A 14,434-nucleotide genomic window follows, 5' to 3' on the forward strand; every position below is an offset into this window, starting at 1 on the left:
CTAGCGTGCCCGATCTAAAAGGATTTGCTGTTACTGCTTCTGCGGGTCGAACTGCTTGTCCTTGATGAACAGAGCAGGAATCACACCACAGATGAAGTACGCCACACCCATGATCAGGAAGCCCAGACCGATGGAGTACTGAGTAGCCAAGAAGCCAATCGCAGCCGGGGCGATTGCAGCACCGATACGACCGATGTTGTACGCACCACCTACAGCAGTACCACGGTACTTCGCCTGGAAGGACTCAGTCATGTAAGTAGCGTTCACACCATACGGGATGCCGTACAGGAAGCCGAACGCAACCAGCAGCCACAGGATGTTTTCAGGGCTGTGGTACAGCACGATGATCGGCAGGAATACCGCAGTACCGATAGCACCGAAGGCATACACAGCACGACGACCAAACTTGTCTGCAGCCATACCCGCCAGGATCTTACCGAGGATCATTGCGGTGTACGTACCCACCAGGTAAGCCGTCATGGACTTGAAGTTCATGCCCATTTCAGTTTGCAGGTAAGCCGGCATCCAGTTGTTCACGCCGTAGTAGCCGAACTGCAGGAAGCCTGCGGTCAAGCACCAGAAGATGAACATGCTGCGAGCCTGCGGGTCGCCGAAAATCATCTTGTAAGCGCTTTCGCGTTTTTCTGGAACAGCAACAGAGTCCTTAACGCCTTCAGCCAGTTTCTTGGCTTGCTCAGCCTTGGCTTTAACCCATGCTTGCGGCTCTGGAACAAAACGCTGCATCAGAATAGCCAGTACAACTGGGATGATGGCGACGTAGAACAGGTAGCGCCAGCCGTAGGTCGGCAGCAGCCAGCCTGCCAGCAAGGTAGCCACGATGTAGCCCACGGACCAGCCGGCCTGCAGCGTACCCAGCACAGTGGTGCGGTACTTGGTCGGCACGTATTCCGCCATCAGGGTGTTACAGGCCACATACAGTGCGCCCAGACCCAAGGAGGATACGAAACGGAAGAACGCGAACTGCCAGTAGTTCTGGGTCAGACCCAGAGCAGCTGTACCCACAGAGAACAGAACAATGGTCCAGACCACAGTTTTTACACGACCGAAACGGTCGCATGCCCAGCCGCCATAGATACCACCGATGGCCATACCCGCCAGGGTAAAGCTACCGAGGCTGCCTGCTTCGAAGTTGGTCAGGCCGAACTCTTCTTTAAGGCTGGTAAGGCTGTAGGAAAGCAGCATCAGGTCCGCACCGTCGATCAGCAGACCGAGGAAGCAGAAGGTAAATACCAGGATCCAGATTTTGCTCTGCGGGGCTGCCGCGCCCGGGAGTGTGCTCGTCGTGTTACTCATTACGAACGAAACCTTTTGTCATTATTACAAGTGGGTTAAGCATCCCTACAGGTGTCAGCTTCCATGCGCGCCATCCGACACGCTTATGCAACGGACCAGGCAGCCCGTGCATAAACGAGGGCAGTCGTTAGCGTTGAGCTTCGCGGATCATGTTGCGCGCAATGATCACCTGCTGAATCTGGGTAGTACCCTCATACAGGCGGAACAAACGCACATCACGGTAGAAGCGCTCAATGGCGTATTCGCTGATGTAGCCCGCGCCACCGTGGATCTGCACGCCACGGTCGGCCACACGGCCACACATTTCGGTTGCGAACATCTTCGCGCAGGAGGCTTCAGTGCTAACGTTATGGCCAGCATCACGTTTGCGAGCAGCGTCCAGCACCATGCAGCGGGCGGCATACAGCTCAGCTTTGCTGTCAGCCAGCATGCCTTGAATCAGTTGGAACTCGGCGATTGGCTGGCCGAACTGCTTACGCTCAATGGCGTACTGCAGCGAGTCAGCAAGCATGCGCTCAGCGGCACCAACAGACAGGGCGGCGATGTGCAGGCGGCCTTTGTCCAGCACTTTCATCGCGGTTTTGAAGCCAACGCCTTCTTTACCGCCGATGAGGTTTTCAGCAGGCACACGAACGTTTTCGAAGATAACGTCTGCAGTGTGAGCGCCTTTTTGACCCATTTTGTGGTCGCGCTTGCCAACAGTAACGCCCGGGGTACCGGCTTCTACGATGAAGGAGCTGATGCCGCCCGCGCCTTTGATCTCAGGATTGGTACGCGCCATCACGGTGAAGATGCCCGCATGCGGAGCGTTGGTGATGAAGCGCTTGGTGCCGTTGATGACATAGAAGTCACCATCACGCACAGCGGTGGTTTTGAGCGAGGCAGCGTCGGAACCAGAGTCCGGCTCAGTCAGGCAGAACGAGCTCAGGAACTCGCCAGCAGCCAGTTTCGGCAGGTATTTGGCTTTCTGCTCTTCAGTGCCGTCCAGCAGGATGCCGATAGAGCCAATGCCGTTGTTAGTGCCGATGTAGGAACGGAACGCCGGGGAAGTACGACCCAGTTCGAAGGCAATATTCACCTCCTCTTCCATGGTCACGGCCAATCCACCGTATTCCTCAGGAATGGTCAGGCCGAACAAGCCCAGTTCCTTCATCTGCTCGACGATATCGACCGGCATCTCGTCGGTTTCAGCCACTTCATTCTCACGCGGAATGAGGGTTTCGTTGACGAACTGGTGGATGGTATCCAGCAGAATTTGCAGGGTTTCTGGATCGCGGATCATGTTTACTCCTCGGTGGCCCCGCAGGGCCTTTCATTTCGCCGAGGCATGACCCGCTATGAACTCAACGGGTACTTGCCTCGATGTTGCTCACCATGTGGACCAATCGTGGTCCGATATCCTCTTCCAGCTTTTCACGTGAGAGCTGGAAACTCGGGCCGCCGCAGTTGAAAACCAGCAACCCGTGCTGCGCATGTGTCATCGGCACAGCAACTGCATTCACATCCCGGTGCCATTCGCCAATCGACAGGCAATAGCCGTAATCGGCGTAGTCCCGGAAAGCCTTCTCCAGTCCCTTACGAATCTTTGGCCACTCTTCGCCATGACGAGCGCGGATGTGGTCCAACAAAAAGTCGCACTCACTTTCCGGCAGCCCCGCCAGACACGCCCGGCCTACTGCACTCAGATGCAAAGGCAAGTGGGTACCCACTTGGCGGCGCATCGTGAGGTTGCCATTGCCATGCACCACATCCAGATAAACCATTTGCATCCGGTCTCTGGCCGCCATGGCAACTGCGGCATTGGCGTAATTCGCCAACTGTTCCATCAAAGGATGCGCCGCCGCCCGAATCGACAGGTTGGAGAGCATCGCGTAACCGAAGGACATAACACCTACGTCCAACTGGTACTTCCCCGCCGGTAGTTGCTTGAGGTAGCCCAGACGAGTCAGGGTGTACGTCAAACGACTCACAGTCGGTCGCGGCAGGTTGGCCTTGCGGGCCAAGTCCTGGTTGCTCAGCACATTTTCCCGGGGGCTGAAGCAACGCAGCAGCTCCAATCCACGGGCCAGTGCGGTCACAAACTGGCGATCTTTCTCTTCTTCCTCAAAAGCGGACATCGGGTCGAGCAGCACCCGTTCGACGTCTGAACCTGGCTCCTGTCCAAGGGAGCGATCCCTGATCTTGCGCTGCATGGTAGAACCTCACTTTCCCAAAATCAATTTTTCGAAATCATATTCCGCATAGCGGACATTTAGCAAGAGCCGCGTATTTACAGGCTTAAAGCCTAATAACCCTTGTAATAGCAGGTCATTCATTAGACAAAAGTCGTACGCCAAGTGACTAACATTTACAGAAAACGAACTTCTAACCTATCATTTGTGCGAAATGCGGAACCTAATTTCGCATAGCAGACATTTTCTGCATGACCAACTGGAGCAGAGACGATGAGCCAATCCATCGACCCAGTCGTGCTGCTGGAATACCCTCACGACGGTGTCGCCGTCGTGCGCATCAGCCGCCCCGAAGCAAAAAACGCACTGAACTCGGCCGTCCGCCATCAACTGGCTGAACATTTCCGTGCGCTCGCTCAACGCAACGATATCCGCGCCATCGTCCTGACCGGCGGCGAGCAGTTCTTCGTTGCAGGTGCTGATATTAAAGAGTTTGCCAGCGCATCGCCGATCGAGATGTATGGTCGCCACACAGAATTGCTGTGGGCGCCTATCGCACAGTGCCCGAAACCCGTTATTGCTGCCGTAAACGGCTTTGCCCTGGGCGGCGGCTGTGAGCTGGCAATGCACTGCGACATCATCGTGGCCGGTGAATCCGCCCGCTTTGCCCAACCTGAAGTCAAACTCGGTTTGATGCCTGGAGCTGGCGGCACTCAACGCCTGATCCGCGCTGTAGGTAAATTCCAGGCCATGCGCATTGCTTTGACTGGCTGCATGGTTAAAGCCCCTGAAGCCCTGGCCATTGGCATGGTCAGTGAAGTGGTTGCGGACGATCAAACGCTCAACCGCGCCCTGGAACTGGCTAGCGAAATCGCTGCCCTGCCGCCACTGGCCGTGCAACAGATCAAAGAAGTGATGCTGGCTGGCGCCGACCTGCCGCTGGACAGCGCCCTGACACTGGAGCGTAAAGCCTTCCAGCTGCTGTTTGACTCTGCTGATCAGAAAGAAGGCGCTGCCGCTTTCTTCGAAAAGCGCAAACCTACTTATCGCGGGGAGTAAGCATGGCCCGTTCAATCAATATCATGGGTTTGGTCGGTACTGGCGTAATGGGCGCGGGTATTGCCCAAATCGCAGCACAGGCCGGTGTTGAAGTTCGTCTGTTTGACGCCCGTGAAGGCGCAGCACAAGCGGCCCGTGACAACCTCAACAGCACCCTCTCCAAACTCGTTGCCAAAGGCAAGATCAGCCAGGAGGCGGCTGACGCTGCTCTGGCGCTGCTCAAGCCTGTTGCCACCATCGAAGAACTGGCCGGTTGCGACATGGTGGTTGAAGCCATCATCGAAAACCTGGACGTCAAACGCGGCCTGCTGACTCAGCTGGAAGGCATCGTCGATGACGCCTGCATCCTGGCCACCAACACCTCGTCGCTGTCGGTTAGCGCCATTGCTACCGCATGCAAACACCCTGAGCGCGTAGCCGGTTTCCACTTCTTCAACCCAGTTCCGCTGATGAAGGTTGTAGAAGTCATCGACGGTATCGCCACCGAGCCTTCCGTCAGTGAAGCACTGCTGGACCTGGCCAAGCGCATGGGCCACACCGGTGTACGTGCTCAGGACACACCGGGCTTCATCGTCAACCACGCTGGCCGCGCTTACGGCACTGAAGCCCTGAAAATCCTAGGCGAAGGTGTTGCGCCGCAAGGTGATGTGGACCGCATCCTGCGTGAAGCCGCTGGCTTCCGTATGGGTCCGCTGGAGCTGTTCGACCTGACGGCGCTGGATGTATCCCACCCGGTGATGGAGTCCATCTACACCCAGTACTACCATGACCCGCGCTATCGCCCTTCCCCACTGACCCGCCAAATGCTGGTGGCAGGCCGTGTGGGCCGCAAGGTTGGCCAAGGCTTCTACCGTTATGAAAACGGTCAGATGGTTGATGCCCCGCAACCTCAGGCTGTGCCAACTGTTGAACAGTTGCCGCCGGTTTGGGTCAAGGCCGAGAACGATGAAGATCAGCTGATGCTGGTTGAGTTGGTCAAAGCACTTGGCGCTCAAGTTGAAGAAACCGAGTACCCATCGGACCAAGCCCTGTGCCTGCTCGCTCCTTATGGTGACGATGCAACCACCGCGGCCATCAGCTTCGATGTGGATGCTTCGCGCACCCTGTGCATTGATGTGCTGACCGATTTGTCCCGCCATCGCACCCTGATGATGACCCCAGCGACCCGCGCCGACATGCGCGATGCCGCACACGCCCTGTTCGCCCGTGACGGCGTCGGCGTGACCGTTATCCGCGACAGCGTAGGTTTCGTTTGCCAGCGTGTACTGGCCATGGTGGTCAACCTCGCCTGCGACATTGCTCAACAGCAAATTGCCAGCGCCGAAGACATCGACAACGCCGTGCGCCTCGGCCTGGGCTACCCGCAAGGCCCACTGGCCTGGGGTGACAACCTGGGACCGGTACGCCTGCTGACTATTCTTGAGCGCATGCTCGAAGTCACCGGCGACCCACGTTACCGCCCAAGCCCTTGGCTGCGCCGCCGCGCCCATTTGGGGCTGTCACTGCGTCAAACCGAGCCAAGCGCCGTTTAACTCTTTTTTCAGATAGGTTTCATCATGCTTAACGCCTATATCTACGCAGGTCTGCGTACCCCCTTCGGTCGTCACGGCGGCGCTCTGGCTCCAGTACGCCCGGATGATCTGATTGCCGACGTCATCCGCGAACTGATTGCACGTACCGGTGTTGACGGTGCTGCCATTGACGACGTGATCCTGGGTAACACCAACCAGGCCGGTGAAGACAGCCGCAACATCGCCCGCCACGCCGTGCTGCTCTCTGGCTTGCCAGTCACCGTACCGGGCCAGACCGTTAACCGTCTGTGCGCCAGCGGCCTGGCCGCTGTGATTGACGCCGCTCGTGCCGTGACGTGCGATGAAGGCGACCTGTTTGTAGCCGGTGGCACTGAAAGCATGTCCCGTGCCCCGTTCGTTATGGCCAAGGCAGAGAAAGCCTACAGCCGCGACTTCACTGTTTACGACAGCACCATTGGCGCACGCTTCCCTAATCCGAAGATCATTGCCCAGTTCGGCAACGACACCATGCCGGAAACAGGCGACAACGTAGCCCACGCCTTCGGCATCAGCCGTGAAGAGGCCGACATCTTCGCCGCCGCTTCTCAGGCCAAGTTCGAGGCAGCTCGCCAGTCGGGCTTCTTCGCTGAGGAAATCGTTCCGGTCAGCGTACCAACCGGCCGCAAGACCCCACCTGCTGTTATTGCTGAAGACGAACATCCACGTCCGCAATCTGACATGGCCGCCCTGACCAAACTGCGTCCTCTGTTCGAAAACGGCGTGGTCACTGCTGGTAACGCATCCGGCGTTAACGACGGTGCAGCCGCCCTGCTGATCGGTAGCCAAGCGGCCGGTGAAAAGCATGGCCTGAAGCCAATGGCGCGCATCTTGTCTGCTGCTGCGGCGGGTGTTGAACCACGCATCATGGGCGTTGGCCCGGTCGAAGCGATCAACAAAGCGGTGGCACGCGCCGGTTTGACCCTGTCCGACATGGACATCATCGAAATCAACGAAGCCTTCGCCTCCCAAGTACTGGGCTGCCTGAAAGGCCTGAACATTGCGTTCGACGATCCTCGGGTTAACCCCAACGGTGGCGCAATCGCTGTAGGCCACCCACTGGGTGCCTCGGGTGCACGTCTGGCACTGTCCACTGCTCGTGAATTGCAGCGCAGCGGTAAGCGCTACGCTGTTATCAGCCTGTGCATCGGTGTTGGCCAAGGCTTAGCCATGGTCATCGAGCGCGTCTGAGAACCTGGCTCTTAAGCCATTAAACCAGGCCGGCGGCGTTGAGCGTCGGCCGCGTTATAAAGGTAAGAAACATGGGTGCATTGAGTGGGATTCGGGTACTGGACCTGAGTCGTGTATTGGCAGGCCCTTGGTGCGGTCAGATTCTGGCTGACCTTGGCGCTGAGGTGATCAAAATCGAGCGTCCCCGCGTCGGTGATGACACCCGCGGCTGGGGCCCGCCCTACATGAAAATGCCGGACGGTGAGAACAGCGCCGAGGCGTCCTATTACCAGTCGGCCAACCGTAACAAGTTGTCCGTGTCCATCAACATCTCCACGCCGGAAGGCCAGGAGTTGGTGCGCGCCCTCGCCGCCACCTCCGACGTGTTGATCGAGAACTACAAAGCCGGCTCGCTGGCCAAGTACGGTCTGGACTACGAGACACTGTCCAAGCTCAACCCACGCCTGGTCTATTGCTCCATCACAGGCTTTGGCCAAACCGGCCCGCGTGCCGAAGAGCCGGGTTATGACTTCATCATCCAGGGCATGGGCGGCCTGATGAGCATCACCGGTGAAAAAGACGGCGTGCCTGGTGCTGGCCCACAAAAAGTGGGTGTAGCCGTAGCCGACGTGATGACGGGCCTGTACTCCACAATCGCCATTCAAGCAGCGCTGTTGGCCCGTGAAAAGACTGGCCGTGGTCAGCACTGCGACATGGCTCTGCTGGACGTTCAAGTCGCCACCCTCGGCAACCAGAGCCAGAACTACCTGAGCACAGGTCGTTCACCGGGTCGTCAAGGCAATGCCCACGTCAACATCGTGCCGTACCAAGTGTTCACTGCACGGGACATGGATTTCATCATTGCCTGCGGCAACGACACCCAGTTCGTCTCGCTGTGTGACGCTATTGGCTTGCCAGAACTGCCGCTGGACCCACGCTTCAGCAAGAACGCTGACCGTGTGCGCAACCGTGAAATCATCGTCGGCATACTGTCCGAACACTTCCTCAAAGACACAGCCGACAACTGGGTTTCGAAAATCCACGCCGTCAAAGTGCCTGTGGGCGTGATCAACGACATCGGCCGTGCACTGGATGAGCCACAAGTGCTGGCGCGCAACATGCTGGTCAACCTGCCTCACCCGCTGAATCCCGATTTCAAGATGGTGGGCAGCCCGGTCAAGCTCTCCGACACACCGGTTGAGTACAAGCACGCCGCTCCTCGTTTGGGCGAGCACACCGAGCAAGTACTCAGCACGCTGGGCCTCGATGCCGACAAGCTCGCCGAGCTGAAGGACAAAGGCATCATCGAGCAACTGAAGGCGGATTGATTTAACCCCGCATCTCCAAACACACGCCCCAGGAAGATGGGGCGTGTGCCGCTGCATTGGATAGGTAAATAGACCATGAAAATTCTCGTTTCTGTAAAACGAGTGATCGACTACAACGTTAAAGTTCGCGTTAAAGCGGACAACAGCGGTGTCGATCTCGCTAACGTCAAGATGTCGATGAACCCGTTCTGCGAAATCGCTGTTGAAGAAGCGGTACGCCTGAAAGAAAAAGGCGTGGCGAGCGAAATCGTTGTCGTCACCATCGGCCCGTCCGCCGCTCAAGAGCAACTGCGTACCGCGCTGGCTCTGGGTGCTGATCGCGCTGTTCTGGTTGAGTCGGCTGATGAGCTGAACTCCCTGGCTGTTGCCAAACTGCTGAAAGCCGTTGTCGATAAAGAGCAGCCTCAGCTGGTCATCCTCGGCAAGCAAGCGATCGACAGTGATAACAACCAGACTGGCCAGATGCTAGGCGCTCTGACTGGTTTCGCCCAAGGCACTTTTGCTTCCAAAGTTGAAGTGGCTGGCGACAAGGTCAACGTCACCCGTGAAATCGACGGTGGTCTGCAAACTGTTGCACTGAACCTGCCTGCGATCGTCACCACTGACCTACGTTTGAACGAGCCGCGTTATGCGTCCCTGCCAAACATCATGAAGGCCAAGAAGAAGCCGCTGGAAACCGTTACTCCAGCTGATCTGGGTGTTTCCACCGCCTCTACCGTCAAGACCCTGAAAGTTGAAGCCCCGGCTGCTCGCAGCGCTGGCATCAAGGTCAAGTCTGTAGCTGAACTGGTCGAGAAACTGAAGAACGAAGCGAAGGTAATCTAAATGGCTATCTTGGTTGTTGCAGAACACACTAACGCTACGCTGGCCCCTGTCACTCTGAACACTGTGGCAGCTGCTCAGAAGATCGGCGGTGACGTACACGTACTGGTAGCGGGCGCTGGTTGCGGCGCTGCTGCTGAAGCGGCTGCGAAAATCGCGGGCGTTTCCAAGGTCCTGGTTGCTGATAACGCTGCTTTCGCCAATCAGCTGCCGGAAAACGTAGCGCCGCTGGTTGCTGAGCTGGGCGCTGGCTATAGCCACATCCTGGCTTCTGCTACCAGCAACGGTAAGAACATCCTGCCACGCGTTGCTGCGCAGCTGGACGTTGATCAGATCTCTGAAATCATCGCTGTTGAAAGCGCTGACACCTTCAAGCGTCCGATCTACGCCGGTAACGCCATTGCCACCGTGCAATCTTCCGCTGCAATCAAAGTCATCACCGTTCGTGGTACTGGCTTTGATGCTGTTGCTGCTGAAGGCGGTAACGCTGCGATTGAAGCCGTTTCTGCGGGTGGCGACGCTGGCAAATCGGCTTTCGTTGGCGAAGAGCTGGCTAAGTCCGACCGCCCTGAGCTGACCGCTGCCAAGATCGTCGTTTCCGGCGGCCGCGGCATGCAGAACGGCGACAACTTCAAGCACCTGTATTCCCTGGCTGACAAGCTGGGTGCAGCTGTGGGCGCATCCCGCGCTGCAGTTGACGCAGGCTTCGTACCGAACGATATGCAGGTCGGTCAGACCGGTAAAATCGTTGCCCCGCAGCTGTACATCGCGGTGGGCATCTCCGGTGCCATCCAGCACCTGGCCGGTATGAAAGATTCGAAAGTGATCGTTGCAATCAACAAAGACGAAGAAGCCCCGATTTTCCAAGTGGCTGATTACGGTCTGGTTGCCGATCTGTTCGAAGCAGTGCCAGAACTGGAAAAGGCCATCTGACCCCCAGTTCAGTCCCCTTACCTGGCAGGCTCTGAGCCTGTCAGGTGTGTTGCCAACACCCGAGAAGAAGAAACAGAGCATGAAAAAAATTAGCACTCCTGTGCTGGTCTCCGGACTAGCGCTGCTGCCCTCGTTCGCCCATGCGGATTTCATCGCTGACAGCAAAGCCAGCATCGAAACCCGTAACTTCTACTTCAACCGTGACTACCGCCAAGACGAAGCGAGCCAGTCTTACTCCGAAGAGTGGGCCCAGAGCTTCCTGCTGCGCTATGAGTCCGGCTACACCGACGGCACCGTCGGCGTGGGTGTCGACGCACTGGGCCTGTTGGGTCTGAAACTCGATTCCAGCCCAGACCGTACTGGCAGCGGCATGCTGCCAAACAATGGCTCGGGTCGTGCCGAAGACGACTACAGCAGCCTGGGCCTGACTGCCAAAGTGCGCGTTTCCAACAGCACGCTGAAAGTGGGCACCCTGCTGCCTAAGCTGCCGGTGGTTCAGTACAACGACTCGCGCATCCTGCCGCAAACCTTCGAGGGCGCGCTGGTTGAGTCCAAAGAGATCAGCAACCTGACCCTGCAAGCCGGTCAGCTGCAACAGGTCAAAATGCGTAACTCTTCCAATGCCGAAGACATCGCCATGACCCGTGGCAACAAGCGCAACATCCAAGTGGGCAGCCATCTGGCCAGCGACCGTTTCAACCTTGCGGGCGCAAGCTATGCTTGGAACAACCAACTGACCACCAACTACCACTACGCCAACCTGGAAAACCTGTACCACCAGCACTACCTGAGCGCAGTTCACCTGCTGCCGATTGCTGACGGTCACTCGCTGAAATCCGACATCCGCTGGGCTCGCTCGCTCAACGATGGCGACAGCAATGTCGACAACAGTGCCTTCAACGCCATGTTCACCTACAAGCTGGACGCTCACTCCTTCGGCCTGGGTTTCCAGCGCATGTACGGTGAAACCGGCTTCGCTTACATCAATGGCACCGACCCATACCTGGTCAACTACGTACAGATTGGCGACTTCGCCAACAAAGACGAACAGTCCTGGCAACTACGCTATGACTACAACTTCGCTAGCTTCGGCCTGCCAGGCCTGAGCTTGATGACCCGCTACCTGCGCGGCGACAACATCGACCTGCTTACCCAGCAAGGCGAAGGCGAAGAATGGGAACGCGACACCGACATTACCTATGTCGTGCAGAGCGGCCTGCTGAAGAATGTCGGTTTCAAAGTGCGTAACAGCACTTTCCGCAGCAACTTCGGTAACGACATCGACGAAACCCGCGTAATTGTCAGCTACACCCTGTCCCTGTGGTGATAGCTAGCTAGAACTCAGCCTGCGCCCACAAGGCCAGGCCTGCGGTACACAAAACGCCCGACCCACGACATCGGGCGTTTTGTGTTTTTAGCTTGAACACCCTATACATCCAGCAGCTTCAATTCACTCGATGCCGCTCTGTTGCCTAGGCACAGCTCCCCCCCTCAGCCATCACTGTGCGCCTGCACGTGAGTTACTGGTTACGCAAGGTCGTTGAGGCAGGGCCTTAAAGCTCAGCACCGCTGCCGACCGCCCAATTCCAAGCACCTCCCATTCCTAATCTGCGTGGCTTACTGATCAGCCGAGCGCGGCCAGCCTGTTTCAGCCAACTGTCTGAAAAGGGTTTAGCGCTGCACGTCACTCAAAGCAGTATCGACAGCGTTGATCAGCACGTCCGCATGCTCTTGGGTGAAGGCCAACAACGGGCGGATCTTCAGCACATTCTCTAGAGGCCCAGCTGCGCTGATCAGCACCCCGTTCTCACGCATTGCGTTGACTACTTGGCGCGCTTGGGCTGCGGCAGGCTGTTTGCTGACCCGGTCGCTGACTAACTCCACACCGAGAAACAACCCGGCACCGCGTACATCACCAATCAGCTCATGACGCTCGGCCAGCTGGCCAAGCCCTTTCAGCAGATAGCTACCGATCTCCTTAGCACGCTGCTGCAGTTGCTCGTCACGAATGACGTCCAGCACGGCCTGGCCAGCTGCACAGGAAACCGGGTTGCCGCCAAAAGTATTGAAGTAGCGCATGTTGCGGCCGAAATGATCAACCACTTCGGAGCGCCCGACGATACCCGCAATGGGCTGACCGTTGCCCATGGGCTTTCCAAGGGTGACGATGTCCGGCCGCAGACCGTGGCGAACATAACCCCACATCGCCTCACCAGTGCGAGCAAAGCCCGGTTGCACCTCGTCAGCGATATAGATCAGCCCCTCTGCCTGAGCCAACGCGATGCCCTCGGCGATAAAGCCTTGCGGCCCCGGCAGTACGCCGTCGCTGGAAAAAATTCCGTCGAGCAATATCGCCGCAGGGCGTATGCCATGGGCGCGCATGTCCTCAATCGCAGCGCGCACGTCAGCCGCAAAAGTCGCCGCTACGTTTTCCGCACCCAGACGGTAAGCGTCCGGCGCGCGCACGGTGCGCACATGGCTCGGCAGCACCATGGCCGGGCCAAGCGAAGGCGATAACTCGGCGATATCACCGGTCACGCCGTGGTAAGCGAACTGCGTAATGATCACGCCGGTGCCACCGGTGTAGTGGCGAGCAATGCGCAGGGCCAAGTCGTTGGCCTCGCTGCCGGTGCAGGTGAACATCACCCGATCCAGATCAGCCGAGAAGGTGCCCAGCAGCTGCTCGGCATAATCGAGAATGCCTTCTTGCAGGTAGCGTGTATGTGTGTTGAGCTGGCACGCCTGACGGTGCATAGCCTCCACCACGCGAGGGTGGCAATGGCCGACCGAGACCACGTTGTTGTAGGCATCCAGGTAGCGTCGCCCTTGAGAGTCGTACAGCCAGACGCCTTCACCGCGCACCGTGTGCAGCGGGCGCTCGTAGAACAGGCGGTAGGCTGGGCCTAACAGACGCTCGCGGCGCTCAATCAAACGCCGCTCGGTTTCTGATAACCGCGCAGCATCGTCAGAGGTGAAGCCGTTGATCATGCTCATGCGGTTGTCTCCTGCCGGCAGCTGGTAAAGATGCGGTCTTCGATCTCCGCGCGCGACAGCGCAGCCAACGCCCGTAGGTTGGCCCAGGCCCGCACGGAGTTGCGGTGAATGTACTGGCGGTTTTCCGGGTGCAGTTCAGCGCGCCACGAGTTGATGCACAGTGACAGCGACAGGCGTGTGGCCAGCAACTCAGGGAGTAGCGCCAACTCTTCGTCGGTCAGCGGGTATTCGTGGTGATACGCCGCGATCATGTCCAGCGCCGGCTGCAGCACATCGCCGCTGCGATCCAGATAATAGGAAGCGGCCACCGCCAGATCGTTGACCAGCGGAGCCTGCACCATGTCGCCAAAGTCGAGGATGTTGCGCAGCACATCCGGGGACTCGGCATCGACGATGATGTTGTGCGGATTCATGTCGTTGTGGATGACCTGCTTGCGCAGTTGCGGCATCAGCGGCAGTACCCGCGCGGCAAACTGGTCGAGGCCCTGCTCAACCAACCGGCGGCCCTCGCCTGCCTCAACGTAGGCCAGCATCGGCCGCAAGTGTTCCGCATGCTGCATGTCCCACAGCAGCGTATGGCCAGCGGCAGGATGCTCAAAGCCCTCCAGCGCCCTGTCGAATCGGGCCAGGGACTGGCCCAGGGTGCGACGGAACGCTTGGCTGGGTTGCTCCACGCGATAAAGCGGTACACCGTCGACAAACGACAGCAGCCGCACCAGCATGCGTTGTTCATCGACCTCAACCCAGGTGGCGTAGTCACCGGCGAGTGAACGATGCACACGCTGCACCGGCAGGCTTGGGTCCTGTTGCTCGATTCTGAGCATCGCCTGGTTATGGAAGTCCACTACCTGAGGGTCTTCCAGCGGATGCGACAGTTTGAGCAGCTTCGACGCCCCATCAGCCAGCACCACGCGGAAGTTCAGGTCACGCTCGCCGCCCAATTTTTCGAGCCTGCCGCTCAAGCCAAAATGCTGCTGCAGCAGGGCCAATACCTGGTCCTCGCTGACGCGGGCGGGCGCGACTTCCAGCAAGCTGAAACGCTCAAGTAGCATGATGTATGTCCTCGTCTTGCAAC

General features: G+C 58.1%; 12 protein-coding genes. 7 read left to right on the forward strand and 5 right to left on the reverse strand.

Going from position 1 to position 14,434, the window contains the following annotated elements; genetic code table 11:
• Positions 1-30: 30 nt before the first annotated feature.
• From WG219_13200 to WG219_13210, 3 genes are all read right to left on the reverse strand, one after another.
• Entirely contained in the window at positions 31-1,314 is a 1,284-nt protein-coding gene (locus WG219_13200) for an MFS transporter (GenBank protein WXL24285.1), read from the reverse strand.
• A gap of 127 nt (positions 1,315-1,441) precedes the next feature.
• Positions 1,442-2,596 (reverse strand): acyl-CoA dehydrogenase family protein, encoded by a 1,155-nt coding sequence (locus WG219_13205; protein ID WXL24286.1) that lies wholly within the window; start codon positions 2,594-2,596, stop codon positions 1,442-1,444.
• Between the two features lie 61 nt (positions 2,597-2,657).
• Positions 2,658-3,506, reverse strand: coding sequence for an IclR family transcriptional regulator (locus WG219_13210; protein WXL24287.1), 849 nt, complete (start codon positions 3,504-3,506; stop codon positions 2,658-2,660).
• 252 nt (positions 3,507-3,758) lie between these two features.
• Here WG219_13210 and WG219_13215 point away from each other — a divergent pair, with 252 nt between their 5' ends.
• The 7 genes from WG219_13215 (at position 3,759) to WG219_13245 (ending at position 11,692) form a co-directional block, all read left to right on the forward strand.
• Positions 3,759-4,544, forward strand: coding sequence for an enoyl-CoA hydratase (locus WG219_13215; GenBank protein WXL24288.1), 786 nt, complete (start codon positions 3,759-3,761; stop codon positions 4,542-4,544).
• 2 nt (positions 4,545-4,546) lie between these two features.
• Positions 4,547-6,076: a 3-hydroxyacyl-CoA dehydrogenase gene (locus WG219_13220; protein WXL24289.1), complete on the forward strand. Its 1,530-nt coding sequence runs from the start codon at positions 4,547-4,549 to the stop codon at positions 6,074-6,076.
• Positions 6,077-6,100: 24 nt separating this feature from the next.
• Complete coding sequence (locus tag WG219_13225) at positions 6,101-7,303, forward strand: 3-oxoadipyl-CoA thiolase (protein ID WXL24290.1); 1,203 nt, start codon at positions 6,101-6,103, stop codon at positions 7,301-7,303.
• Between the two features lie 71 nt (positions 7,304-7,374).
• Entirely contained in the window at positions 7,375-8,610 is a 1,236-nt protein-coding gene (locus WG219_13230) for a CaiB/BaiF CoA-transferase family protein (protein ID WXL24291.1), read from the forward strand.
• A gap of 75 nt (positions 8,611-8,685) precedes the next feature.
• Positions 8,686-9,435: an electron transfer flavoprotein subunit beta/FixA family protein gene (locus WG219_13235; GenBank protein ID WXL24292.1), complete on the forward strand. Its 750-nt coding sequence runs from the start codon at positions 8,686-8,688 to the stop codon at positions 9,433-9,435.
• Positions 9,436-10,365 carry an FAD-binding protein gene (locus tag WG219_13240; protein WXL24293.1) on the forward strand — a complete coding sequence of 310 codons (930 nt, stop codon included), beginning with the start codon at positions 9,436-9,438 and terminating at the stop codon, positions 10,363-10,365.
• Between the two features lie 79 nt (positions 10,366-10,444).
• Positions 10,445-11,692: an OprD family porin gene (locus WG219_13245; protein WXL24294.1), complete on the forward strand. Its 1,248-nt coding sequence runs from the start codon at positions 10,445-10,447 to the stop codon at positions 11,690-11,692.
• A 344-nt stretch (positions 11,693-12,036) separates the two neighbouring features.
• Here the strand turns inward: WG219_13245 and WG219_13250 are convergent, their stop codons facing one another.
• Both WG219_13250 and WG219_13255 read right to left on the reverse strand, forming a co-directional pair.
• On the reverse strand, positions 12,037-13,359 hold the full coding sequence (locus tag WG219_13250) for an aminotransferase class III-fold pyridoxal phosphate-dependent enzyme (GenBank protein ID WXL24295.1): 1,323 nt from the start codon (positions 13,357-13,359) through the stop codon (positions 12,037-12,039).
• Complete coding sequence (locus WG219_13255) at positions 13,356-14,411, reverse strand: phosphotransferase (GenBank protein WXL24296.1); 1,056 nt, start codon at positions 14,409-14,411, stop codon at positions 13,356-13,358. Before WG219_13255 ends, WG219_13250 begins: the two co-directional genes overlap by 4 nt.
• Positions 14,412-14,434 lie beyond the last annotated feature (23 nt).

Origin of the sequence: Pseudomonas mendocina, assembly GCA_037482215.1 — a bacterium.
GTDB classification, from domain to species: Bacteria; Pseudomonadota; Gammaproteobacteria; order Pseudomonadales; family Pseudomonadaceae; genus Aquipseudomonas; species Aquipseudomonas mendocina_E.